At 49.1% G+C, this 25841-nt stretch carries 16 protein-coding genes; 4 read left to right on the plus strand and 12 right to left on the minus strand.

What is annotated here, in order from left to right; translation table 11 throughout:
* Window positions 1–44: 44 nt before the first annotated feature.
* Complete coding sequence (locus ACY0JR_RS10785) at window positions 45–1325, minus strand: O-antigen ligase family protein (protein WP_462634089.1); 1281 nt, start codon at window positions 1323–1325, stop codon at window positions 45–47.
* 559 nt (window positions 1326–1884) lie between these two features.
* On the minus strand, window positions 1885–2238 hold the full coding sequence (locus ACY0JR_RS10790; RefSeq protein WP_462634091.1) for a hypothetical protein: 354 nt from the start codon (window positions 2236–2238) through the stop codon (window positions 1885–1887).
* A gap of 929 nt (window positions 2239–3167) precedes the next feature.
* Here ACY0JR_RS10790 and ACY0JR_RS10795 point away from each other — a divergent pair.
* Window positions 3168–6386 carry a VCBS repeat-containing protein gene (locus ACY0JR_RS10795; RefSeq protein ID WP_462634093.1) on the plus strand — a complete coding sequence of 1073 codons (3219 nt, stop codon included), beginning with the start codon at window positions 3168–3170 and terminating at the stop codon, window positions 6384–6386.
* On the plus strand, window positions 6383–7738 hold the full coding sequence (locus ACY0JR_RS10800) for a vanadium-dependent haloperoxidase (RefSeq protein WP_462634095.1): 1356 nt from the start codon (window positions 6383–6385) through the stop codon (window positions 7736–7738). The genes ACY0JR_RS10795 and ACY0JR_RS10800 overlap by 4 nt, the downstream gene beginning before the upstream one ends.
* 428 nt (window positions 7739–8166) lie before the next feature.
* On the opposite strand, the gene ACY0JR_RS10805 is transcribed toward ACY0JR_RS10800, so the two are convergent.
* The 8 genes from ACY0JR_RS10805 to ACY0JR_RS10840 form a co-directional block, all read right to left on the minus strand.
* A complete protein-coding gene (locus ACY0JR_RS10805; protein WP_462634097.1) occupies window positions 8167–8601 on the minus strand; it encodes a hypothetical protein in 435 nt (144 codons plus the stop codon).
* A gap of 205 nt (window positions 8602–8806) precedes the next feature.
* Window positions 8807–9922, minus strand: coding sequence for an acyloxyacyl hydrolase (locus ACY0JR_RS10810; RefSeq protein ID WP_462634099.1), 1116 nt, complete (start codon window positions 9920–9922; stop codon window positions 8807–8809).
* 600 nt (window positions 9923–10522) lie between these two features.
* Window positions 10523–12961, minus strand: coding sequence for an ATP-dependent helicase HrpB (hrpB, locus tag ACY0JR_RS10815; protein WP_462634100.1), 2439 nt, complete (start codon window positions 12959–12961; stop codon window positions 10523–10525).
* A 16-nt stretch (window positions 12962–12977) separates the two neighbouring features.
* A complete protein-coding gene (locus ACY0JR_RS10820) occupies window positions 12978–14339 on the minus strand; it encodes a Fic family protein (protein WP_462634101.1) in 1362 nt (453 codons plus the stop codon).
* A 646-nt stretch (window positions 14340–14985) separates the two neighbouring features.
* A complete protein-coding gene (locus ACY0JR_RS10825; RefSeq protein ID WP_462634102.1) occupies window positions 14986–15567 on the minus strand; it encodes a TMEM175 family protein in 582 nt (193 codons plus the stop codon).
* A gap of 343 nt (window positions 15568–15910) precedes the next feature.
* Window positions 15911–17116: a DUF1624 domain-containing protein gene (locus ACY0JR_RS10830; protein ID WP_462634103.1), complete on the minus strand. Its 1206-nt coding sequence runs from the start codon at window positions 17114–17116 to the stop codon at window positions 15911–15913.
* A gap of 176 nt (window positions 17117–17292) precedes the next feature.
* A complete protein-coding gene (locus ACY0JR_RS10835) occupies window positions 17293–19293 on the minus strand; it encodes a hypothetical protein (protein ID WP_462634104.1) in 2001 nt (666 codons plus the stop codon).
* The gene (locus tag ACY0JR_RS10840; protein WP_462634105.1) at window positions 19280–19849 is read right to left on the minus strand and encodes a Panacea domain-containing protein; all 570 of its coding nucleotides are present in this window, start codon (window positions 19847–19849) and stop codon (window positions 19280–19282) included. The genes ACY0JR_RS10835 and ACY0JR_RS10840 overlap by 14 nt, the downstream gene beginning before the upstream one ends.
* Before the next feature lie 259 nt (window positions 19850–20108).
* Here ACY0JR_RS10840 and uvrA point away from each other — a divergent pair, with 259 nt between their 5' ends.
* Window positions 20109–22652 carry an excinuclease ABC subunit UvrA gene (uvrA, locus tag ACY0JR_RS10845; protein ID WP_462634106.1) on the plus strand — a complete coding sequence of 848 codons (2544 nt, stop codon included), beginning with the start codon at window positions 20109–20111 and terminating at the stop codon, window positions 22650–22652.
* A gap of 473 nt (window positions 22653–23125) precedes the next feature.
* Here the strand turns inward: uvrA and ACY0JR_RS10850 are convergent, their stop codons facing one another.
* A complete protein-coding gene (locus ACY0JR_RS10850; protein WP_462634107.1) occupies window positions 23126–23677 on the minus strand; it encodes an REP-associated tyrosine transposase in 552 nt (183 codons plus the stop codon).
* A gap of 302 nt (window positions 23678–23979) precedes the next feature.
* Between ACY0JR_RS10850 and ACY0JR_RS10855 the strand changes: the two genes are divergently transcribed.
* A complete protein-coding gene (locus ACY0JR_RS10855; protein ID WP_462634108.1) occupies window positions 23980–24855 on the plus strand; it encodes a hypothetical protein in 876 nt (291 codons plus the stop codon).
* A gap of 130 nt (window positions 24856–24985) precedes the next feature.
* Here ACY0JR_RS10855 and ACY0JR_RS10860 read toward each other — a convergent pair whose 3' ends face one another.
* Window positions 24986–25804, minus strand: coding sequence for a hypothetical protein (locus tag ACY0JR_RS10860; RefSeq protein ID WP_462634109.1), 819 nt, complete (start codon window positions 25802–25804; stop codon window positions 24986–24988).
* Window positions 25805–25841 lie beyond the last annotated feature (37 nt).

Raw genomic sequence — 25841 nt, forward strand, 5'->3', positions numbered from 1 at the left:
TTCTTGAAACGCTAAGTAACAGATTGATTAGCAGCCCAACAGTTTTACTGCTGGGCTGCTTCTGTTTTTGGGCTACTATTTAACAAAAAAGGAATAAAGAAGCCCACCAACATGGCCCCCAGATTCTTGCCAAAATACACTTCCGTAACCCAGGCGGCGGCAAAGGCCAGGATTATGAAAAGTCCTAGTCCGTTCTTGCTTTGATAGGCATACACCAATGGCAGAACCAACCAACCCGCTAAGAAAAGCAAGAAGCCCACAATACCTAAACTGTAGAGTATATCTAAATAGTTGCTGTGTAGATTCTTATCTGTTTCAATGGCCATGTGAAAATTCTTCTCTTTGTATTTGGCTCGTAGAACTGCTTCTTTATCGCCTAAGCCAACACCTACCAACGGACTAGTGTTAAAAATTTCTAAGCCACAGGTCCAGGCAGCCAGCCTGAAATTGGCTCCGTTCCACTGGTCTGGCGTGATCTCCATGTTGTAATGGCTTTCCATGCCGCGGCTTTCAAAATCAAAACTTCTGTACGTAAGTTCTTTATAGCGTTGGAAAGTGGAAGGCATCAATTTGTTAATCACAAAGGTGCCCATCACTAAGCCAATTACCAGGGTCATGCCTTCCAATATTTTACGTTCCCGTACAATGTAAAGAAAACTGAGGCAAAGGGTAGCCATTAACAAAACGGCGAACATGATTCTACTAGCCAGTAAATAGCTGAAAGCGAATAAAAACAGCACCGCCAGTAGCATACTCCCTTTGTATTCACTTTTGGCAAAGAAGAGCGTTTTGGCAAAAATAAAGATGGCCAGGTTTACCGCCAACGCCACATAGATAGACTGATGCCTTATGAAACCTGTGAGAGAATCATTGTATAAAAACTCAGGACGTTGAAAGTAATCCGAAGTATGAATACTAGTGACCAAACACAAAACGGCTACAAGCGTGGTAATCACCGCAAAGGACATCAGAATCTTGTCTTTAAAGCTTTTCTGGAGCTGCAGAAATCCGATACTTGCCGGGAAGAGCAACAACGGCAGCCTGATTTTTAAGTGATGAAGCCCGCGGGAAACATCGTCTGAAAGAAGGGTGCTGATGACCAAAGCCAGAAAGAACAAGAGCATGCCACCTAGGTAAGGCCGTTGTTTCAGGGTTTCCCGCTTCTCTTGGAGAGTAGTCATGGAGAAGCTGTACACCACTAGTAAGCCTGTCACCACAGAATTGACTCCGCTGAGATGGGCGGAATAGAGGGTAATGAAGAAGAGGAGGATCAAGGCATATAGGCCCTTCTCTTTTTTGTTCAGTTCTTGTAAATCGAGGATCATTCTGGTAAGTAAGAGTAGGCAGTGTTGTGTTCAGTTGGACTATTCACTTGAAGGGAAGTTTTATCTTATAGAGAATCCCCGGCAAACGTCCGGTTAGATTATAGCTACAAAAATAGCCAAGGATTCGACTTTACCTTCTTTCGTAAATGGTACTTTTTACAAGAACAGGAAAAAGATAGCATCATGCGACCTGTTGTAGTACATAATATTCGCGATGCACGAATATCTGAAAGAGATTGCCGGAAGGAGAGAAGAAGTGTCCTGCAACTTTGAGGAATTATTGGCAGTTTCGCACAATTCTATTTCTAGATCGAATTTGAAATAATCGGGATAAAATTCAGTCTTATAGGAGAGCACCTAAAAGCTAATGTCTGTTTAGTGGCCGTTTTCGTTAAAGCAGTCTTAAAACCAAAATGCTAGTTCAGCCGAATTCTAAATGCGGTTAAAATATACAAAATGACAGCAAAACAGGACTGATTAGCTAAATCCGTTCAAAGAAAAAGGGTGCGAGGTTTAACCCGCACCCTTTAAGAAAAATCAGTAGCCGTAGGGCAAATCCTTAGCCGTTGTGTTGACCACCATTTTGGTCGCCACCGTTGTAACCGCCTACTACGTTGTCATTTTGGGCATCATCGTGATTGGTGTTGCCACCGGTAGAACCGCCTCTTTGGGCTGCGCCAATTTGTTTGCCACTGGTATGGGCGGAGGCTTTCTTTTTACTTCCTCTGTTCAGGAACAAGCCATAAGCAATCAGCCCGATGCCAGCGGCAAAGGCCACATACTGTTTGTCTTTGTTGTGGAGAGCCTTGTAAAATTTCATACCTGAATCTGCCGGATTAGTAATGATGGCAGATAGCTCGGCTGGGTTTTCGATCAGGTCAGAGAGTGCTTTCGTTTCTTGGTTATTTTCCATGGTTTTATTTTGGTTAGGTGGTTTTTAGGTACGGGAATTACGGAGGTAAGATGCTACGTGCCTGAATTTATTTAAACGGAGAGTAGCTCGCTTCGTTACTTTGGTAAGATGATTTCATCTGATCCCATGTGCTCTTGCTGGGCTTTTGACTCTTTTTTCCGAAAACAGCCCTAAAACACTAATCCAAAGGTTCAGCTTACATCAATGCTCTGGCTAAGGGAGCATCTTTAACTAATTCATTTGCATTAGCAGCTTGCTAAACGGGTATTCTACGCTTAAGTAGCCGGACACCTTAAAATACAGGGAAGATCTTGCGGTGAATTAGAAAAGCTATTGGTATGCCCACAAGATCCTTTCCAAGAGGACAAGGAGAAGAGAAGATTCCCTTATATCTGTTTCTATACTTAAAAGAGGAGAAGCGTTGAAAAGTCTTATACCAAATCGCTTAAAGAGCCTTCCATCTTTAGTCAGGCAGATTCTAGCGCAAGTGTCCGCTTTTGTCCTGTTTTTGCAGATCAGCTATTCGTGCGGACTCAAGCGGACGCTTGCGCCAGACTGCTTTGGGAAGAAATTAAATACATGAGGGGATTAGTTGCTGCGGCAATCAAGAAAGGCATTAGATGGGCGAGAGTATGTGCTTCCAAATGGTTTTGTGATGATGCATCCGCATTCTGTTTTTTGCTTACTTTTTAGAAAACAGTTGAGAAATAAAAAACACACCTTAAACACCAGACACTTACAAGAGAATTGAAAGAATTTCTGTAATATTATAGGCTTTTTAATAGTTCTCCATGTATTTGTTTGATCGTACTCCTCTCTTCGGCCTGGCCGTAGTGACCCTGATAACATTTGGCTGTCAGAAGAAAAGTGCAGAGAAAGAAACAGAACAGGTCGCAGGCCCCCCCACTCAGCCTACTCTTTTTACTTTATTGGCACCAGAGAAAACCAACATCGGTTTTAATAATACCCTCACCGAAACCCCGTACGCCAACATCATGGCTTACCAGTATTTTTACAACGGAGGGGGCGTGGCTATCAGTGACGTCAACGAAGACGGGCTGCCCGATATCTATTTTTCGGGGAATCTGGTACCGAACAAGCTGTATCTGAACAAAGGCCAGATGCGGTTTGAGGAGGTGACCAATGCGGCAGGGGTAAGCGGAAGACCCAATACCTGGAAAACCGGTACCACCATTGCCGACGTGAACGGCGACGGCCTGCCCGACATTTACCAGTGCTACTCGGGGAATATGCCCGGCAGCGCCCGCGTCAATCAACTATTCATCAACCAGGGAGTCGGCCAAGACGGAGTGCCCACGTTTGTGGACAAAGCCCAGGAAATGGGCCTCGCCGATTCTTCCTACAGCACGCACGCAGCCTTCTTTGATTATGACCAGGACCATGACTTGGACATGTTCCTGCTGAACCACAACCCGGTGCAGTTTAACAATCTGGACGATGCCACCATTCAGGACATCCTCAAAAAGCCGGCCCGTACCATGCAGGCCAAGCTTTACCAGAACAACAACGGCACCTTTAAGGATGTCTCAGATAAAGCGGGGCTACACAAATCTTCGTTTTCTTATGGATTGGGAGCCGGTATCTCAGACGTAAACCAAGACGGTTGGCCAGATCTCTATGTTTCCAACGACTACTCCGCGCCAGACCGACTGTTGATTAACAACAGAGACGGGACCTTTACAGACAAGTCCAAAACCGGCCTTCAACATACGTCCATCTACTCCATGGGCAATGACATTGGCGACATCAACAATGACGGGCTGCCAGATATCATGACACTGGACATGCTGCCCGAAGACAACCAGCGCCAGAAACTGCTCTTCGGGCCAGATAACTATGAGTACTTTGACATGATAGTGCGGGCCGGGTTCAACCACCAGTACATGCGCAACATGTTGCAAGTAAACAACGGCAACGGCACCTTCAGCGAAGTGGGGCAACTAAGCGGTGTCTCCAATACAGACTGGAGCTGGACCCCCTTGTTAGCCGATTATGACAACGACGGTTGGAAGGATCTCTTTGTCAGCAATGGTTTCCTGAAGGATTTCACCAACATGGACTTCATCAAGTTCCGGAGTGCTTACTTCCAGTACCTGCGCGGTAAAGTGACTCCGCAGAGCGTCATGAACCTGCTTTCCAAAATGCCGGCTTCCAACGTGAACAACTACATATTCCGGAACGGAGGCAACTTGCAATTCCAGAACATGGGCAAAAGTTGGGGCTTTGACCAACCTTCTAACAGCAACGGTGCCGCTTACGCGGATCTGGACAACGACGGTGATTTGGATCTGGTCGCCAACAACGTGAACCAGCCCGCCTTTGTGTACCAGAACCAGGCCCAAAACCATCTGAAGCGCCACTACCTGCAAGTGAAATTGAAAGGAATTGGTAAAAACACCGATGGCCTGGGCGCCAAGGTTTTCCTGTACCACAACGGGCAGCAACAACTTCAGGAGCAGATGACCTCGCGTGGTTTCCAGTCCAGTATTTCGCCAGTACTGCATTTCGGGTTGGGTACTTCCGCTACCGTAGATTCTGTGCGGGTAGTTTGGTTGGGCGGCAAACAGCAGGTGTTGTCAAACGTGAAAGTCAATCAGGTGCTTACGCTGGAGGAGAAAAACGCTACCTCTACCTACCGTGCTCCTAAGCCGAGTAAAAGTTATTTTGCCGAGACTGCCACGCCGGTCACGTTCGCCCACCAGAAGTCGGCCATCAATGATTTCAAGCGGCAGCCGCTCATGATCAACCCCATGTCCTTTTCAGGCCCTTGTTTGGTGAAAGGCGATGTAAACGGAGACGGGCTGGAAGACATCTTCGCGGGTGGGGCCGCCGGGCAACCCGGAGCTATCTATTTACAGGCCAAAAACGGGAAATTCAGCTTAAAACCAGTTTCGGCATTTGCCGAAGACAAAGCCAGCGAAGATGTTGATGCGCTGTTTTTTGATGCCAACCATGACAAAGCCCTGGATTTGTACGTGGTGAGTGGCGGTTACCACAACTTCCTGCCAGATGATGTTGCACTGCAAGACAGGTTGTATCTGAATGATGGCAAAGGCAACTTCTCCAAATCTTCGCAGGCCTTACCCGTCATGCGCACGAGCAAAAGCTGCGCCCGTGCTACAGATATAAACGGCGATGGATTTTTGGACTTGTTTGTAGGTGGCCGCGTGATTCCGGGCCGTTACCCCGAAACGCCCCGCAGCTATGTGTTACTCAACAATGGCAAAGGCCAGTTTACCGATCAAACCGCCAAAATAGCCCCAAAACTGCAAACCATAGGCCTGGTCACCGATGCTGCCTGGCATGACCTGAACGGCGACCGCAATCCAGAACTGATAGTAGTGGGCGAGTGGATGCCCATTTCCGTTTTCAGCCTGAATAAGGGAAAACTAGCCGAAAACACTTCGGCCTTCTTCTCCAGAAATTACAGCGGTTGGTGGAACAAGCTGCTTGTTGGGGACTTCAACCAGGACAATCGGCCAGATCTGATTCTGGGGAACCAAGGCCTGAATACCCAGTGCAAAGCCTCAGACAAGGAACCCGCCGAGCTGTTCTACAAAGACTTTGACGACAACGGCGCTATTGATCCTATCCTTTGCTTCTACATGCAGGGCAAAAGCTACCCCTACGTGACCAGAGATGAATTGCTGGACCAGGTAAGCATGATGCGCACGCGGTTTCAGGATTACGCCAGCTATTCTAATGCCTCTCTCCAGCAAATCTTTACGCCCACGGAACTTAGTGGGGCCGGGCATCTGTCCTGTAATTACCTGCAAACGGCTTATTTTCAGGGAGGTGCAAATGGAAAGTTTAAAGAAATGAAGTTGCCGCTGGAAGCGCAATATGCGCCGGTATTTGCCCTGGCTACGGTAGATTACAACCAAGACGGTGCCTCAGATCTGCTTTTAGGCGGAAACATCAACAAAGCCCGGCTACGGTTCGGCAAAGCCGATGCCAACTACGGTTTGCTGTTGCAGAACGATGGCAAAGGAAACTTTACGTGTGTACCCCAGCATAAATCCGGCTTTAAACTTACCGGCGATGTACGCAGCATCCTACCCATGAACAACATGGTCTTGTTCGGGTTGAACCAGCAACCGGTGAAAGCATACGCCTTACAGAAATGAAAAAGTTCTTACCAGTTCTCTTGCTTTGGCTAACTATTTGGGGCTGCTCTATGCCCGGCCAACAGAAGAAACAAAACCTGGAATTCAGCTCTGAACAGATAAGTCAGGTCATTGCTAGAATGACAGACATTATGGTAAACGACGTCACCAATCCGCCGTTGGCGTCCCGCTTTTTCTCGTACGCCACGCTGGCTGGGTATGAGGTGGTTTCGCAGAATGACAGCAGCTACCAGAGCATGCACGGCATCCTGAACAAGTATCCGCAGATACCCAAACCAGATAGCATTTCCGGCTATTCCACAGAATTGAGTGCGGTGCTGGCCATGCTGGAAACCGCCAAAAAGATGCAGCCCTCTGGCGTATTACTGGATTCTATGGAGGTGCATTTTTTGGATTCCTGTCGACGCGAAGGTTTAGACGAGGAGGTCATCACCGCTTCTCTGTCCTATGCCCAGGTGGTGAGCAAGCAGATTCTAGCCTATGCCAAAGCCGACAAGTACAACCGCATCAGTAACTATCCCAGGTACACGCCTACCCAAAAAGAAGGAGACTGGTACCCTACACCGCCCGCTTATTTTGCGCCAGTAGAGCCGTACTTCAACACGGTGCGGTCGTTCACGCTGGACACGTGCTCCCAATTTAAACCGGCCCCGCCCATCGCCTTTTCCAAAGACAAGAATTCGCCCTTTTTCCAGATGCTGCAACAGAATTATACCGGCAGCCGGAACCTGACCAAGGAGCAGCAAGACATGGCCGCCTTCTGGGACTGTAATCCATTTGCCTTGCAAGACAACGGACACTTACAGGCCGGGCTGAAGAAAATATCGCCAGGGGCGCACTGGCTGGGCATTACGGGCATTGCCTGTCAAAAATCGAAAGCAGACTTCAAGAAAGCCATGAAAGTGCACCTGCTGGTTTCTGTCTCGCTTATGGATGGGTTCATTTCCTGTTGGGATGAGAAGTTCCGTAGCAACCGCATCCGCCCGGAAACCGCCATCCGGAAGTACATTGATCCCAGCTACAAGCCCCTTTTACAGACTCCGCCTTTCCCAGAGTATTTGAGCGGGCATTCCACTATTTCAGCAGCCTCGGCGGTGATTCTGAGCTATTATTTCGGAGACCAGTTCAAGTACAAAGACACTGTAGAAGAACGGTTTGGATTGCCGGCGCGGGAGTTCAGGTCTTTTCAGGAGGCGGCCATTGAGGCTGGGCTTTCCCGGTTTTATGGAGGTATTCACTTCATGGATGCCATTGACAATGGCCGGAAGCAAGGCTTGGAAGTAGGGGAGTGGGTGCTAAGGAAAGTAGAAGGGAAGTCTAAGGTGCTGGCGGCCGTTCAGGTCAAAAAGTAGATTTCTTTGGTGAGCTGATCCCTGGGAGTACCGTCTATTGTGTGGGCCAGGAGCTGTGTTGTTTCATCTTTTCTGATATGCGCTCACGGCCGCGAGGCACCGTCTTCCACCTTCGCGCTGTGATTTCTCCTCGCCTGCTTCGCTAACGCTCAGAGGCGGTCGAACTCTAGGCGCTCAAGTGAAAGACTGAGATTGGTTTTATTGGAGTAGTTTCTAATTATGGGGCTGAAAAGGCATCACAATAATGCTATGTGTAGAGTTAGCGCCAGCGCTCTACGCATCACCGGACAGCCAATCTCCCGATTGGCGTTACATTCCAGAAGCCTTCTATACTCCTTAAGATAAACAGCCATAACTCTGATCGCTCCTAAAAAGAAAAGCCGCTCTTACCTAAGTAGGAGCGGCTTTATTGTAATTGTAGCTATGTTTTAATTGCCCGGCCAGGCATTCCAGGGAATACGGCTTAGGATAAGGATTAGGCCCAGACCGTAGAAAATAGCAATGGTTTTGAAGCCTCGGTTAGTACCTATCTGGCGTTTAGCTTTGGAGTAGCCAATGGTGATTAAAATGACAGCCAGCACCATCATTAAAGGGTGCTCCAGGAAATAAAGACGGGAAGTGGCGTCTTTCATGGCGGCCCCAGAGGCATTTTGCATTCCCAAAGGAGATACAAAGTACAGGATCAACCCAATCACCCACTGCAAGTGCGTAGGGATTAGTCCTAGTAAACCTAGTTTCCGGTTTTTGTCAGTAAAGGTTCCGCCTCCGAAAAGTCCGGCCAAGGCGGTAATTAATGAGATCGCTACCCCTAAAAGCACCAGATAAGCCAGGTAGGAGTGTGCGTGCTGTAGTCCTGTATACATTGTTTCAATAATTGGTTGCAGGCGTAAATATAGGCACTACCTTCTTTTCGGCATTATGGTAGTGGGTGCAATTAGGAAAAACTTCATTGCTTGAAGTGAAAGGTAGAATGAAAGTCTGTTTTGGGAGTGATTTCTAGAAACGACACCTTAAATAAGTAGCACGCCATCTTATCTCGTAACGGTTATTTTTAGATAATGCCGTAAGTTACAGATGTAATCCCAGGCCCCATTCCACCACATTGGCGTGACCGCTGTGGGCCATGAGCAAGGCGCTGGCCGATAGGTTTTTGGTGAGCATGTACTTCAAGCCGTATCGTTGGTAAAAGTCCGGGAAAAGATGGTGAGGTTGGTACAGGTACCGCCCGAAATGAAAAACGAATGACAAATGGCTCAGGTGTAATTCATGGCCTATGAAAATGCCCGCTGAACGTTTGTCCAGGTATCCTTCTGGATAATTCACTCCCTGGTTCAGGTACTCTTCCCCAATGGCGGTATCATGAATGGCATCGGCTCCCAGCAGCAGCGAGTTGGTGTAGGTGAGCCGTTTGCTGACGTACGCAGATGCTATGTACACCGGGTGTTTGAAATCATCGCGGAGCACCTCTTTCACGCCAGCCGCTATGCGCACATTCATCCGCAGGCGCTTGTCTAGCACCGGGGCCAGGGTATCCTGTAAGGGACCCGTCGGGATCGCCTTTGGCTGGAAGCGCACCCCTAACCCCAGCAGCGGCATGTTCATCCCGTTGTTGGATTGGTTCAGGCTACCATTGGAGAAATGGCGGAAAGCGAATGTCATGTTTAAGAACACCTTTTCACTCACGGGGTACTCATACCGCAGGTTCCCCCGTAAAGAAAAGGTGATAGGGCTGCCAATGGCTTTGTTGTTCTCGTTGCTGGTGGAGTTGTAGTAGCGGGTAGAATACACAAAGCCCGTACCCAGGTTGTAGCGCAATTGGCCTTTGCCCATTTTCGTGATGGGACCATCCAGGTAAGAAGTAAGGGCGAAAGATTCCCCCAACTCATCCGGAACCTTGTAGTTAAAGTAGGAGAACGCAAAGCCAATAGCCGGAAGTTTGTATTTCTGTTCCCAGTACCGTTTGCCCAGCGTTTGCCGGTTGGCATACACTTCCACGCCGTTTATATGGGAAAAATTGAGCAGGGATAGCTCCGCCCGGTACCGAAAGTACGCGCCATAATACCCATTTACTCCATACGACCAAGGCTCTTTCGCATCTGCCGTAGGCTGCTGGGCCTGGGAAGATAGTTGGAAAGAGAAAGAAAGCAACAAAGAAAAAAGAATGACCCGGTACGGTTGGAGCATAGAAATGGAATTACTCTAGACTAGGATGCGCCTACATGCCTACATGGTTGAATGATGTAGCAAAATAAGAAATTCCTAAAAAGTAGGGTGTTCTTTCTGCTTAAAATTATAAAGTGCGGTAAATTCAAGTACTATGCAAAGCTTTTATCTGAGTATGAGGCTACTTCATGCTAAAGTTATTCCGAAGTCATAACGCACAAAGCTGTACGTGGAGGTAGTGCCAGCGCTCTACGCACGCTTGAGCAACCAATAAAGGTCACCTATACCGAAGATTGTAACGAAGGGGTAACTCGTGGTCTAACTATATTTTCCAGTTATAAACTGGTAAATATAGTTAGACTATGAGTGGATAAGCGCCAGTTACAAACTGGCAGAAACAAAAGCTCCAAGTTACCGCTTCGCTCAAACTTGAAGCATGTTTACACCCATACCGCAAGTTTGAACGAAGTGGTAACTTGTGGTTAACTATGACAGCCAGTTTGTAACTGGCGAACTACATTAGCTTACACCAGACCAATGCCAGTTACAAACTGGCGACGGGACAAGCTCCAAGTTACCGTTGCGCTCAAACTTGAAGCATGGTGCTACTTTTCATGATAATCACCGCCAGTTCACCTTCGGAAACCGCTTGGTCAAGGAACCTCTCATTAAACGGTATTCTTCCTGCCAGAAATAATGCAGGCTGTTGACTACTTTCAAAGGCTTTAAATCGGGCGCAAGCAAATGCAAGGCAACGCCTACATCACCACCATCTACCGTAGGATTGTTTTCCCAATCAAATATGTCTTGTAACCGAACTTCCATGATAGGTGCCTGCGCATTGTCTGGGTAATACAGCTCTAGTTCATGGCCGTCTGGTAAGGTCAAGGTAGCCGGAGCCAGTTCTTCAAGTCGTTGGCGTTGCTCACGAGTGAGCATGTTTTGCAGCAGGGGAAGCAGGTCAATGTCTAGCAGGTCTTGACCAATCTGCACGTCCTCCAGGTGATAGGCCAGCCACTCATCGCAGGTCATCAAAAGGGTAGGGGTGCTGAGGTCTGGGAAGCCTTCGGTGGGGTGCCATTTCCTTAAACACAGCACGCGGTTCTGGAACTGCTTTACCTGGTCTGAGAAGTTGAGCCAGTCTTCGCCTTCGCGTTTGATGGTCTCGCAGATGGCCGGTATTAAAAAACGTTCATCTGGTTCAGGCAGGGGTTTGCTTTGGAGCACGATGGAACCAATGCGCATGTCGCGGGAGGCGGTGAGTTCGCCTTCTTCGGGGTCCCAGTTCACTACGTCTTTCTGTTTCACCAGCGGGGCCAGGTCTTTGGGGTTGAGCGGCGAGGCCAGGAAAATGCGGCCCGGACCGTCTCCGCCGGCGTGCAGGTGCGCAATGGCCAGCCAAGGGTCATGGGCCAAGTCATCACGGTGCCCCGCACTGGCGTATTTGCCGTTGGCCAACTGGAACTGGGCATTGTTGCCGGGGCGAGCGTAGGCAATACGTTCTGGGTAGCAGTTGGCCAGCAGCACGCCGGTTTCATAGGGGTCTACGGCAGTGTTCTCGGGTTCAATGGAGAACAGGCGACGGTACGAGGCGGCAATCTTGTCAATCTTCGCGAAGCTTTTCTGGTGCAGTCCTTCTTTGCGGGTGCGGCGCAGGGCTTCAATGCGCAGGTTCAGGTCAATGCCGGCTTCGCGGGGCAGCGGGTCACGCTCTTCCAGCAGGGCAGCAATGTCGGTGGCCAGGGCCAATTGGTCGCTTTCTTGGGCGGCCAGCAGCATGTGGGCCAGACGCGGGTGCGTGGGCAGGGCGTGCATCTTGCGGCCATGCTCGGTGATGCGCCCGTTTTCCAGGGCGTTGAGTTGGTGCAGGGTTTCCTGGGCGTACAGCAGGGCGGCTTTGGGCGGCGGCGTGAGCCAGGTGAGCGCCCTGATGTCTGAGATGCCCCAGGCGGCCATGTCCAGCACCAGCGGGGCCAGGTCGGCTTCCTGAATCTCAGGGGTGCGGTGCGGGGCCAGGCGTTCGTGCAGGGCTTCGGTCCAGAGGCGGTAACAGGTGCCGGGGCCTAACCGTCCGGCCCTTCCGGCGCGTTGGTCGGCGGCGTCTCTGGAGATGCGCACCGTTTCCAGGCGGCTGAGGCCAGTGGCGGGGTCAAAGCGCTGGGTTTTGGCAAAGCCAGTGTCAATGACCACGGTCACGCCTTCAATGGTGAGGCTAGTCTCAGCAATGGAGGTAGCCAGCACCACTTTGCGCTTGCCGTTACGGTCGGGCATAATGGCGGCGTACTGTTTGCCGGGGGGCAGCATGCCGTACAGCGGATGAATGGTAATCTCGCGCAGGCCTTTCCGGAGCAGGGCCTCTACTTTTCTGATGTCTTGCTCGCCGGGCAGAAACACCAGCACATCGCCTTGCTGTTCCTGCAGGGCTTTGCGCACGGCGCGGTCGGTCATTTCATGCAGCAGTTGGGCATCTGTCTCGCCGGCGTACTGCACGTTGATGGGGTATTGCCGGCCCTGGCTCTCTACGGCGGGGGCGTTGAGCAGGCGGGTGAGCTGGGGCATGTTGAGGGTGGCGCTCATAACCAGAATGCGCAGGTCAGCGCGAAGGTTGGCCTGGGCTTCGCGGCAAAGGGCCATGGCCACATCTGCGTGGATGCTCCGTTCATGGAACTCGTCAAAAATGACCAGCGCCACGCCTTTAAGGGCGTTGTCTGAGTGCAGCATGCGGGTAAGAATGCCCTCGGTGACTACCTCCAGGCGGGTCTTCTCTGAGATGCGGTTCTCAAACCTAATGCGGTAGCCCACCGTCTGGCCCACTTCTTCGCCCAGCAGCTGCGCCAGCCGTTCGGCAATGGTGCGGGCTGCCAGCCGGCGGGGTTCCAGCATGATGATTTTTTGCCCCTTGAGCCAGGCCTCGTCTAAGAGGGCCAGCGGCAACAGGGTACTCTTACCCGCCCCCGGAGGCGCGTTCACAATGAGTGTGTTCTGGTCGGCAAGGTGTTCCCGCACGGAAGGGATAATCTCCCGAACGGGTAAGTCTATGGTAAATGGATCGAAAGGCAATGTCTGAGAGTTAAGATTAAGCAATGTCAAAGATAAGCCTGAAATGCGCTTCAATCTGGTGTACTTCTTCTGGGGTCAAGGCAGCAAATTCCTTCGCTTTGGCGCGGGTAGACAAGGTGCCCTGGCCCTGCTGTAAAAACTGAATCAGGAGCGCTACGGTTTTATCGGGCATCTGAAACGCATCATCTAACCAAGCCTTCAGGCGGTCATATTTTTGTAGATACGCTACTTCTTCGGGGATGATGTGCTGAATGGTATAGGCCACACAATAAAACAGAAACTCCGCTTGCGGGGTGGCGTCATAATAGCGGTAATAGTCTATGGTCTCATTAAGTACTTCAATGTTATGGTCTGGGGTGGTGCGCCATTGGATGAAATCTAACAAGGGATGCGAGTAGGCCTCCAGCACGTGCCTATACTCTGAAATATGCTCCAAAATAGCAGCCGATACAGGAAAGATGATACCTTGGGGCGTAAAGCGCATAGAAGCCAGTAGATGGTGAATGAGGTAGCGGTGCAGTCTGCCGTTGCCATCTACAAACGGGTGAATGAACACCAACCCAAACGCCAGTTGCGCGGCCGCCAGTACCGGGTGGTAAGCCGAGGCTTCCAGAAGTTGGACACTTTCTAACAGCCCGTTCATCAACGGTTCAATGTCTTGCCAGCGCGCAGAAATATGGTCTGGAAGAGGTTCCCCGGAACTTCGGTCATGCTCCCCCACAAAGCCACCGGCGGTGCGGTACCCCAAGGGGGTGAACCGGCTGTCACCGATGACTAATTGTTGCAGGCGCAGGAGTTCGGACTTACTTAAAGGTCTGGCACCGGCCTGACCAATGGCATTGCCCCAGCGGACGGCCCTGGTTTGGGTAGGGTGCTCGCCTTCAATGGTAAAAGATGCCTTAGAATCTTTGAGCAGGAGAAACGCCGACGTGCGGAGCAACACATCTTTGTGCACCCCTTTGAGCGTGTTGTTAATTTTCTCGTTCAGCTTTTCTGCCCTATACTTTTCCAGGGTGTCGGTTCTGGAAACGAGGGGGCAGAAGGCGGGGGTGCCGGGCAGGTTATTTAGAATACGGTGCCTGGCAGAGCGAACCCCTTCTGGTAGCCCATACTGCAGTTTTTCATCTAGCAGCGGCACATAGTTTTTAATGGTCAGGTCTGAGATGGGCAGTTGCTCCTGCAAAAGCCATTCATACAGAAACCAGATTTTGCGCATGTACTGACTTGTGTACTCTTTCTGTATAAGTGCCACGACCTCCCCCTGCGGTAGTTTCTGGAACAGCTTTTTGAAAAACAGCAGGTTGATTCCTTCATACTTCAGGGCGAACGTTAAATGACCGGCTAAAGAATCTGCTGGACTGTAAGAAGGTGGAAACACAGACCATTGTGCCTGACTGTATTTCCGGTTCTTTTTGCTAATAACAGCCAATTTTCGCGGATGGGGAAGCGCTAAACTATAGTAGTGAATAAGAGCCCCGTAACCCACCAAAGTACCAGGCTCTGGCGCTGTGCGTCCATGAAAAACAAGTACTTCTTGTGAAATTTGGGTACCAGACATGATGAAGCATTAAAAATAGGTCTGACAAAAATAGCAAAATAAGGTTGGAAGTATTAATAATAGGTATAATATAAGGATTTTTGTTAAAAACGGGTTGAGGATTTCTAAGCAATTATAGCTTTAAAGTAGAAGCTGTTATCACAGAGTACTTCTGTTCTAGCCATACCATCGCTGTTTAGAGTGCAAGCCTGTTTCTAACCAACTTTTCAAAAAGAGACCTAAAAACGACCTTAGCAGACATGTTCTTATCTGATTGATTATGTAAAGTAAATCACTCCTTTACAAATAACTCAGCTACCTCTTCTCTGGGTGGGCGGCTTTGTAGCGGCTAAACCACTTATCATATAGAGCAAGGTATTGGCCACAAGGTGGTCCTGTCAGACAGTGATAACGTGCAGTGCGGGTAAGCCGTGGTGGGCAATGGTTCTAGTTACTTCACGTGGATAGGGCGTAAGAAATAGCGTTCCTACTGTGCCTGTTCATAGGCTTTTTCAATGCGCCGGTCTGGGATAAGCCACATGAAAGCCACCAGCACGTACACCGCGTTTGCCGCCAATGAACTCCAGAAAGACAGGGCAATACCTACCAGGTACAACAGGGGGGAAATCTTTCCTTTCAGGTCTTTGCCAATGGCTTTGGACAGCAAAGAGTCTTTCCCGTTTTTCCGAACAATCGTCTGCTCCAGAATCCAATAGGCAATGGAGCAGAACAGCAGCACCAACCCGTAGAGGGCCGCCGCCGCCGGCGCGAAACTGTTCTCGCCCATCCAGCCGGTGGTAAACGGAATCAAGGATGTCCAGAAGAGCAGGTGCAGGTTGGCCCACAAGATGGCGCCGTTCACTTTACCGGTGCTGTGCAGCATGTGGTGGTGGTTGTTCCAGTAAATGCCTATGTAGATAAAACTAAGCACATAGCTCAGGAACACGGGCAAGAGCGGGCGCAGCGCCTCCCAATCGGTACCGTGCGGCACTTTTATCTCCAGCACCATAATGGTAATGATGATGGCTAAAACGCCGTCACTAAATGCTTCTAATCTTCCTTTGTTCATAAGGGTGCGGTGTCACTCAAAAACAGTGCGGGGTAATTGCGGGCAGAAAGATAACAGAAAAAATGAATGAGAAGCAGAAGCCAGGCGCGGCACGCGTTAGTACCTATTTTCTGCGGGCCTTTAAGAAATAACCCCTAGGCACCATCCCTACCCGTGAGCCTTTTCATGCCGCAAGTTTGAGCGCAGCGGTAACTTGTGGCTTACCATGATGCCAGTTTGTAACTGGCTAAGTACACATTTTAAAATATGCAAAACGCCAGTTGCAAACTGGCCATCATTACTACTCCAAGTTACCGCTTCGCTCAAACTTGAAGTATGGGCTTCTACAGTTTTGATGCAGACGCTACAGATAACTCAACCACTTCTTCTCTGGGTGGGCGGCTTTGTAGCGGCTGTACCAGCGGCAGGCGGGGTAGAGCACCAGCACCACCGAAATCCAGACGAGGTACACGTAGGGCAGTTCTACGCCCACGCCTTCTTTAGGCCGGCCAAACTGCAGCGTCCCGAAGGGCAGTTGCTGCCAGGTAAGGCCTTGCCAGAACATGAGCAGCAGCATGCCCGTGTGAATGAGGTACCAATGCGCCAGGTAGAAGAACAGGGGCACGCGGCCGTAGGTGGTAAGGAAGCGCGCAAAACCGTTTTGGGCCCGTTCCAGCAAAACCAGCGCTAAAAACATAATCCCCAGAAACAGGGCCGCGAACAAGAGCGAAGGCGGGTACTTGGTCACGTTGATGAACGACAGAAACGTGAACACCGCCGTTTTCTGCACGGCCCAGGGACTAGGATCTCCGTACACCTGCACAAACCGCAGCACCGCAAATACCCCTAAGGCCAAGCCTGCCGAGATCCACAGCAGCTTCCGGCGTTCAGGGGCCGTTTTCCTGAAAACAGGCCCAAAGCCGAAGCCTAGCAGCAGAATGCCCAGCCAGGGAATCAACGGATACGCTACCAGGAACGCAAAATGCTCGGTGGCCGGGAAGAACCCTTGGCGGAACAGAAGGGAATATACGAATTTACCTGCCATACCCTCGGCCGGACCCACTTGCGGCAGCAAATTGTGCAACAGCAGAATGGCCAAACCAATACCTCCAATGACTTTGGCCGGGAGCCGCAGCAACGCCGCCAGCACCACAAACCCGAACCCAATGGCAAAGATCACCTGGAACATGGTGGTCCGGAAGAAGGGGTCAAACCAGATCCCGAAGCTGATGACCGTGACCTCCAGCACCATGAGCCAGACGCCTCGGGATAGCAGGAACCGCTGGGCACGCCCGTAGTCTGCGTCTCGGTGCAGCGACAGGTACGCCGAGGTGCCCGCCAGGAACACAAAGGTGGGCGCGCAGAAATGCGTGACCCAGCGCGTCAGGAACAGGGCCGGGGTAGTGGTGTCAAACGACAGCGGGTCCTGCGCCAGCGAGGTGGTGTGCCACAAATCGCGCACGTGGTCCAGCGCCATGAGGACAATGGCCAAGCCCCGAACCACATCTATGGATGAAACCCGGGTTTGGCGGACTTGCGCCAGCGGAGTAGAAGCTTCGGTGCGGAGCATGGGCGGTGAGTATTAAGGTTTTGGCTAACATATACCAAAATAGGAAGCCTACCAAAGCTATTCTATGTTCAATGTACTATAAGCAAAATGCTATTCTAATCCAATAATCTAATGTTCTATTCAGTAATCTATGAAAGTAGGTGAGAAATGAAAGTCTTCTGTATTTTGATAATGTCTTAGTAATATTTAAAATCAAAATATGAAATTATGTTATGTACCATTGGTACATGCATAAGGAAGCCTATTAAGAATAAAGTAAATACGAAGAAACTACCAATAAGTACATAGTGCACCCAAGTAATAGGTATGGAGTAATTTCTAGTTATCAGCCAAATCAATATAACGAAAAGACCTAATGAATATGCAGTTGCAAGCATAAATAGTACGACTTCAGAGAAGAGCACTGCTTTTTCAAATACCTTTATGCTTCCAGCAGTAAAAAAAACGAAAGCAGCAAAAATACTTAAAATTTCAACTTGCTTTCGATCATGACTATTTATGAAATTCTGTAAGTCATCAGCTTGTTTCTTGATAAGTTGTTTTTCTTGAACTATTTCTTTTTTTACCTCAAAAAGAGTTTGAAGCCTATTGTATTCTCTAGTGATTTTGTCTCTGTCAATTAATTTTTCGTTATAATTTAAAGGTAAAACGAACGAGGAGGAGAGGAATATTTTGTGTGACTCATTGTTTACAGTTATGCTTTTAATGCATTCTTTAAAAGGAGGCTGAAATGCCAAGAATGCTCTATCTTTGCACCATTCGTAACTAGTAAAACATTTTTTTATTACCCCGTTGAGGATAGTTAAGTTTTTATTTATAATTGATAGGTCTTCTTTGCTTTCGGCATTTTCTAAACTAGACTTTATTATGCTTTCTAAAAAATCAGCATAATAAAAAAATGGGAAAAAGTTGTGTACCTCAGAAAAGTCTTGTAATTCTTCTATTTCCTTTAATTTGGATTCGATGTTTTCTAGTAGAGATACTCTATATTTATTTAAATCAATGATTTTTGATTTTATCTGGTTGATTACTGTTTCTGATAAACTGTTTTTAGCTTCTGAAAGACTTAGTGAAAAATAATTATTATGTGCGTAATTTTTAGAAATGTTTGCCGCACGCTTGTCGAAATAATATGTATTCGATGTTGTAGTAAGTATTGAGTCTAATAAAAAGTCAAACTTAGTATTTACTTCTTTTAGATTTTCAAGGTTTGGGTGAAAGTCTTTTTTGTATTTAATTAAAGTATGGAATTCACTAAATTCATTCAAAAGATTGTTTTTGAATCTTGGCTCAAAATTTAAGTATCTTTCTTTTTGGACCTGATTAGGTTTGATATTTTCCTCATAATGAGAATCTGTCAATACTTTGAAAGTGCTAAAATGGATTATTTGTAAATCATCTTTTTTTACCTCTTTGTCCTGTAAATCATGGGTATACATGAATCTTTGCTCATCTTCTTCTAATCTTTTGAGGATTTTATAAAGTAAAAAATTGCATTTGTCTCTAAGTAGAATTGTATAAGTTGGTTCATTTTGTTGAGCAACACCTAATATCTCTTTTATCTGTAGCAATTCATTGAGTGGTTCTCTGGCAACAATTAACTTATGGTCAATTAATGCCGTTCGTAAATTCAATTTAAACTTCTCATGAAGAGGTGTAGAGTCAAACTCTAAACCGGTTTCAGATAGTTTTATTTGAATAACCAAGCTTTCAATCTTGTTGTCTAATTGATTGGTCCGAAATAATGAAGTTAGCTCAGGTTTGGTAATCTCACTTTCTATTTCTTGAACAAAATGTCTGTATAGGTTGATGCTTTCATTTATTATTCCACTAAACGAAAGCGCAAAAGATGTGCTTAACTTTGAATCAAAGAAATTTTGACCATAATTATGGTGTATAGAAACTAGCTTTTGCTCAATAGTTGAAGGGAAATTGCCAACTACTTGTTGTAGTTCAATTAACTTTGTTTTAGCAAGAGGAAAATTAATATACTCTCCTGCAAGAATTGAAAAGTTTAAAGTTGTATATATCTTTTGAATGATATCGTCTACTTCTAATTTTAAACTTAATATAAAGCTTTCTTCATCTGCTACTGCATTTGATAGTTGATGTAATTGGAACCAAGCATCAGGTAAAGCTGAATTTATTAAAGTTATACAACTGTTAATGTGGTGCATATAATGTTTCTACCGCGCTCAATCTAAATATTTTGTTTTCTTTTCTAATTACTTCTGTTGGAATAGCAATGCTATTTTTATGGAAACTTCTTGCTAAATTGTATAAAGCTCTCCATGAATACCAACTATGGCTTAGTTCTACTAAATCCATTGCTGCGTATTTTATAAGGTTGTAATTGAACTCTTTTATTTTTTCTATAGAAATATCGATTTTAGTTTTCAAATCTAAATCTATTTCAGTTATTGATTTTTCAATATCAGTATGTAAGATATTTTTTATTTGTCTATCTGTAAATTGAAAATATTTCATCAAATGTAAATTGTCATAAATTTCGCTTTCGACGTGTCCATAAGGCATTGCGTAGAATTTATCAAAAACATTTAATAAATCGTTTTCTGTTCCCGCTTGGACAGCAGATACAAAGAAATGGAGTTTAATTGTTTTAAGTTTACTAAGGTCATTTATTGAAGAATTAGCTGTAGCTTCATCGTGCCATTTGGATAAATGGAAGATGATGTACTCAAAGCTTAGTATTTTGTTCTCTATTGGTGTCATAGTTGAAGCAATTTACTATTACAAATCGAATTAAGAAATATTTTAAGTTATATTATTAGTTTAAATTACGACTTATTTGAATTTATGGATGTGTTAAAAATACTATGATAGAAAGTTGCATTAATTTATAACTTTAACATATTAGAATTCAGAATGAATGTTGAAACTAATGTAAGAATTATAATTTATTTAAGTTGAATTGTTAAGCATAGTCTTTAGGTTTATATCAAGACATCGCTTGAAACCCTAACTTTGCTTCATGGCAAACCAATTTCCGCAGCAAAATCAACCACATCCATTTACCGGCTTTGTCACCGTTCGTGGGGCACGCGAGCATAACCTGAAGAACGTAGACCTCACCATCCCCAGAGATGCGCTGGTGGTGTTCACGGGTGTGTCGGGGTCGGGGAAGTCGTCGCTGGCGTTCGGGACGCTGTATGCCGAGGCCCAGCGCCGCTACCTGGAGAGTGTGAGTCCGTACGCGCGGCGGCTGTTCCACCAGATGGCCGTGCCCGATGTTGACGCCATTGAGGGCCTGCCCCCGGCCGTGGCCTTGCAGCAGCAACGCGGCACGCCCACCACGCGCTCCAGTGTGGGCAGCGTGACCACGCTCTATAACCTGGTGCGCATGCTGTATTCGCGCGCCGGAGACTACCCTGCTGGGCAATCCATCATCTACGCCGAGGCATTCTCGCCCAACACCCCCGAGGGTGCGTGCTCCACCTGCCACGGCCTGGGCCGCATCTATGACGTCACCGAACAGAGCATGGTGCCAGACCCCTCGCTCACCATCCGTGAGCGGGCCATTGCCGCCTGGCCCACTGCCTGGGGCGGCCAGAACCAGCGCGACATTCTGGTGACCCTGGGCTATGACGTAGACACCCCCTGGCGCGAGCTGCCCCAGCAAGATCGTGACTGGATTTTGTTTACCCAGGAGCAACCCGTGGTGCCCGTGTATCCCGGCTATACCCCAGAGCAAACCCGCCGCGCCCTGCAACGCAAAGAAGAACCCAACTACATGGGCACCTTCACCAGCGCCCGGCGGCACGTGTTCCATACCTTCGCCAACACCAACAGCCCCCAGATGAAAAAGCGGGTGATGCAGTACATGCTCCACACAGACTGCCCCACCTGCCACGGCAAACGCCTGAACCCCGCCTCGCTCTCCGTCCACTTCGCGGGCTATGACATCACAGAGCTGTCGCGCCTGCCCCTCCAACGCGTGGGTGATTTGCTTCAACCGTTTACCCAACCCATTGCTCCCGGCCACCCCGCGCCAGACGAGGCCCACCCAGAGCAACAGCTGGTGAAGCAGCGCATTGCCCAAGACTTGATTGCCCGTATTCAGGTGCTGCTGGATTTGGGCCTCGGCTACCTGTCCCTGGAACGAAGCACCCCCACCTTGTCGCCCGGCGAGTTGCAGCGCCTGCGACTGGCCACGCAACTGTACTCGCATCTGTTTGGCGTGGTGTACGTGCTGGACGAACCCTCGGCAGGCCTGCACCCCAGTGATACCGTGGCCCTGCTCACCGCCCTGGAGAACCTGAAGAAAGCGGGCAACTCGCTGTTTGTGGTAGAGCATAACCTGGACGTGATTCGGCAAGCCGATTGGCTCGTGGACGTAGGCCCGGCGGCGGGGGAGAAAGGCGGCGAAATCCTCTACAGCGGTCCGCCCGAAGGCCTGCAACACATTCCCAACTCCCAAACCGGCTCCTACCTGTTCGGGGCCGCCCCGGTACAGACCCGTTCGCGCCGCACGCCCACTGGCTGGCTCAAACTAAGCGGCGTCACCCGCAACAACCTGCAGAACCTGAGTGCGGAGTTTCCGCTGGGCGTGTTCACCACCGTCACGGGCGTATCGGGTTCCGGCAAGAGTAGCCTCGTGAGCCAGGTGCTGGTAGAACTGGTCGCCGATGCCTTGGGCCAGGAACTACAACCCGAGGAAGAAGAAGCCGATGCCCTGGAACGCCCCGCTCCACAGACCACCGGCGGCAGAATCGTGAGCGGCCTGGAGCACATCAAGCGGCTGGTGCGGGTAGACCAGAAAGCCATCGGCCGCACGCCCCGCTCCAACATGGCCACCTACACCGGCCTCTTCGACCACGTGCGCAAACTCTTTGCCGAGACGCCACTGGCCAAAACCCGCCGCTATGACGCGGGCCGCTTCTCGTTCAACGTGGCCAAAGGCCGCTGTGAGAACTGCCAGGGCGAAGGCTTCGTGATGGTGGAACTGCTCTTTCTGCCCAGCGTGTACGCCCCTTGCCCCGTTTGCCACGGCGCTCGCTACAATGCCCCCACGCTGGAAGTCACCTACCGCGACCTCAACATCGCCCAAGTCCTGAACCTCACCGTAGACGCCGCCCATGAGTTTTTCCACGAAGAACCCGCCATCCACCGCGCCCTCACCGTGTTGCGGGAAGTAGGCCTGGGCTACCTGCGCCTCGGCCAACCCGCCACCGAACTCTCCGGCGGCGAAGCCCAGCGCATCAAACTCGCCACCGAACTCCAACGCGCCACCCGCGGCAACACCCTGTATGTGCTAGATGAACCCACCACCGGCCTGCACCCTTCAGACGTGGAGAAACTCATGACCCAGCTGGAAAGGTTAGTAGACGCCGGCAACACCGTGATCGTAGTAGAACACACTATGCGTGTGGCGGCTGCTTCTGACTGGGTTCTCGACATCGGCCCCGGGGCAGGGGAGGAAGGCGGGCAGATTGTGGCGGCTGGTAGACCGGAGGAAGTAGCGGGGGTGGAGGGGAGTAAGACAGCTGCGTTTCTGAGGAAGGCGTTGGCGGGGTGAGTTGGGGTTTAGGAGCTGATTTTGTGGAAGGTAGGCCTAAAACATGCCGCAAGTTTGAGCGAAGCGGTAACTTGTGGCTAACCATGATGGCAGTTTGTAACTGCCCCCTAAACTATGCCGCAAGTTTAAGTGCAACGGTAACTTGTGGCTTGCTTTTTCGGCCAGTTTGCAACTGGCGCCAGTTGCAAACTGGCCATTGTTTCCACTCCAAGTTACCGCTTCGCTCAAACTTGAAGTATGGGTTCTTTAAAGGCTGTTTTTATGAAAGGACTATAAACAAAGCCTAGTCTTTATGATTCTTCTTACAAGCACGGTCATGCCCCCTAAGCTATACCGCAAGTTACCGCTTCGCTCAAACTTGAAGTATGGGTTCTTTAAAGGCTGTTTTTATGAAAATGGCTCTAAAAAGGTTACTCATGTGAAAGTCCTTTTACATGCCGCACATTACCACTTCCCTCCAACTGTAGGTTTAATCAATCCAACAAGGTAAGTTTCACCATTCCCTTACCTCCAGCATAGTCGATAGCACTGCTATATAAGTACTCCTGTGGCTCACGTACAAAGCCGGCTTCTACTGGGTTTTGATGGACGTAGTTCAACTTCTGCTCAAGCAGAAAGTTAGAGTTCAGTTCAATGGGATGGTTGTGCTGCTGCCAGAATTGGTACTGCTGGTTGTTGCTGTTGCTGCGGCCAGCCATTTGAAACATCCCAAGCAGCCACTCTTTTCTACTTTCCTGTGGGTTATCGGTGATGGCTTTTATAATGGTTTTTGCCGTGTGCTTTTTTAGATCTCGCATTATTCCTTCTAAGGGGGGTTGTCCGGTAGTGCCCAGAATTGCATGTACGTGGCTGGTCATGATGCACCACGCATACACCTCCAGACCTTTGTGCTGGATGCAGTAATTGAAGCTATCTACCAATATGTCTTTGTAAACTGGTCGAACAAAAACATCAACCCAGTTGACGGTAGAAAAAGAGAGGAAATGCAATTTGCTTTGGTCATGGATGCGGTAGTGGCGGCTCATGTGAAGGAAGTGTGTTTTGTTTCCATCTATACGAATTCAATACTTCAAGTTTGAGGTTCAATACTTCAAGTTTGAGCGTAGCGGAAACTTGGAGGAGAAACAATGGCCAGTTTGCAACTGGCGCCAGTTGCAAACTGGCCAATAACGGGAGCCACAAGTTTCCGTTGCACTCAAACTTGCGGCATTGAGGGTAGGGTAGAGCTGAAAATTTTTATGTAAAGCAGCAGCTACTTACAAGCACAATTTTTGATAATTTAGAACCATCCCCGATAATTTTGCTTGATCCAACCTAAACCCTTTCTATGATGAAAACCTTACGCCTGTATGCTGCTTTATTTGCCCTTTCTTTCCTGACCGCTAATTGTGGCAAAGACAAAGAAAAAGACCCAGATCCTGTGGTAGACGAGAGCGCCTGTTACTTTACCAGGGAGGTGTTTACCAACCCGAACACAGGGCAGACCCGGACCCGGGAGTTTGTCTATGGCAACGACCGCCTGGAGGTGATCAATGAAACCACCAACCTGCCAACGGCCACGACGCTCAACCTGGTAGCGGAGTATGATGCCCAGGGCAGGGTGTCCAGAACCGTTACCCTGGAGAATGGCCGGGAGATGCAGTTCTACACCTTTGAATACGATAACCAGAACCTGCTGCGGAAGATCAACCTGTTCACCCCACGGAATGGTGCGCTGGGACTTAATTCTTCTATGGAGTTGGGGTATAATGACCAGAAGCAAGTGGTCACGTCAAAGAATTACTTTCTGCTAGGGTCATCGCCCCTGCTCACCAATGACATTACCTATACCTATGATGCGAAAGGAAATATGATCAGAAGCCGGGAGTACCGTATTCTATCGTTCAGGGGAGCCGAGGTTTTGACGGATGTGGTGATCAATACGCAGTACACGTATGACAGCAAGATCAACCCGCATTACCGGGTGCCTTATCTGCTGTACACCAATCCTACTTCTATGGCCGTTACTTTGTCTAAGAATAACTCGGTGTCGGTGGTTTCTTCCACTTCTACAGAAGGTACCCAGAAAGGCCCCGGCACCTCAGATGTGAGACCCTTCAATTTCTCCCGCTCCTTTACGCACACCTACTCAGATGGTAACTGGCCATTAACCCGAAATGGCGCAGATGGCACCAGCACTACGTATGCCTATATCTGCGAGTAAACGGGGAAGCCTTACATAAGATAACATAGAATAGAAAAGCGGCGGAATGGGTGTGAACCCTATTCCGCCGCTTTTCTATGGGGTACCAGGTGTTTTCCCTTGATACAATATTCAACACGCTGACACGCTTCTAAAATCCGCCCATTTCTCTGGTGCTTCGGCCATTGTTCTGGGAAGAGGTACTGCCGGAACTTCCCATGCCGCCGCCGTAAGAGCTGTCATTCATAGAGCCGTAGCCACTAATATTGCCCGAGTAACTTCCGTAGGAGTTGTCGCCCCAGGTGCCGCCCATGTGACCACCCGTGTATCCGGTGCCGCCGCCGTAATTGGTGCCGCCGTAGGAACTGCCTAGGCCGGAGCCGTAAGGTTCCTGGAAGGAACGCGTACCGTAATTTGGAATACCTCGGTCTGAATGGGTGGCCGCATTACCTACGCCGCCGCCAAACTGGGAACTGCGGTATTCATTCTGGCTGCCGTCGTAATAGGCTTGCTCATCCTGACGGGCACCGTAACGCTGTTCGCTGTTAAGGGTGTTGAACCGGTCAGAGGTGCCGTCATAGCTGGAGATGCCGTACCCCTGCCTGATGTTCCCCATCAGGTCCTCGTCTTCGCCCCCAGGGGGAAGGGTTGGGTCATGCCGGAAATTATCCTGGTAGCCATCGCCAAACCGATCCTGGTTGCGGCTGAAATTGGTTTGGTAGGGGTGAGGCCCGTCCTGGTCTGTGCGGTAATGATGGGAATCTTGCAGGCGCGAGTTCTCATGCTGTCTATTATAATCCTGCCGGTGGTTCTCCGGCCGGAAACTGTGCTGGTCATGCTCCTGGTAGTGCCGGGAATACTGGTCTTCGCGGTACATGTCCCGTCCCGGTCCGTTGTAAGAGTCTTGTTGGTTCCGATGTTGGAAATTGTACCTGTCTTCCTCGTAGCGATCTCTGCTGTATCTATCCATAATTCCAAGGGTTATGTTGGTCTCACATACTCTGTTT

This window comes from Rufibacter sp. JT3400010, from assembly GCF_054956755.1.

Excerpts from the sequence above, each read along its gene's own strand:
- ACY0JR_RS10785 (WP_462634089.1), bottom strand. The coding sequence starts at position 1,325 with ATGATCCTCGATTTACAAGAACTGAACAAAAAAGAGAAGGGCCTATAT.
- ACY0JR_RS10790 (WP_462634091.1), bottom strand. The coding sequence starts at position 2,238 with ATGGAAAATAACCAAGAAACGAAAGCACTCTCTGACCTGATCGAAAAC.
- ACY0JR_RS10800 (WP_462634095.1), top strand. The coding sequence starts at position 6,383 with ATGAAAAAGTTCTTACCAGTTCTCTTGCTTTGGCTAACTATTTGGGGC.
- ACY0JR_RS10805 (WP_462634097.1), bottom strand. The coding sequence starts at position 8,601 with ATGTATACAGGACTACAGCACGCACACTCCTACCTGGCTTATCTGGTG.
- ACY0JR_RS10810 (WP_462634099.1), bottom strand. The coding sequence starts at position 9,922 with ATGCTCCAACCGTACCGGGTCATTCTTTTTTCTTTGTTGCTTTCTTTC.
- ACY0JR_RS10825 (WP_462634102.1), bottom strand. The coding sequence starts at position 15,567 with ATGAACAAAGGAAGATTAGAAGCATTTAGTGACGGCGTTTTAGCCATC.
- ACY0JR_RS10830 (WP_462634103.1), bottom strand. The coding sequence starts at position 17,116 with ATGCTCCGCACCGAAGCTTCTACTCCGCTGGCGCAAGTCCGCCAAACC.
- ACY0JR_RS10835 (WP_462634104.1), bottom strand. The coding sequence starts at position 19,293 with ATGCACCACATTAACAGTTGTATAACTTTAATAAATTCAGCTTTACCT.
- ACY0JR_RS10840 (WP_462634105.1), bottom strand. The coding sequence starts at position 19,849 with ATGACACCAATAGAGAACAAAATACTAAGCTTTGAGTACATCATCTTC.
- uvrA (WP_462634106.1), top strand. The coding sequence starts at position 20,109 with ATGGCAAACCAATTTCCGCAGCAAAATCAACCACATCCATTTACCGGC.
- ACY0JR_RS10850 (WP_462634107.1), bottom strand. The coding sequence starts at position 23,677 with ATGAGCCGCCACTACCGCATCCATGACCAAAGCAAATTGCATTTCCTC.
- ACY0JR_RS10855 (WP_462634108.1), top strand. The coding sequence starts at position 23,980 with ATGATGAAAACCTTACGCCTGTATGCTGCTTTATTTGCCCTTTCTTTC.
- ACY0JR_RS10860 (WP_462634109.1), bottom strand. The coding sequence starts at position 25,804 with ATGGATAGATACAGCAGAGATCGCTACGAGGAAGACAGGTACAATTTC.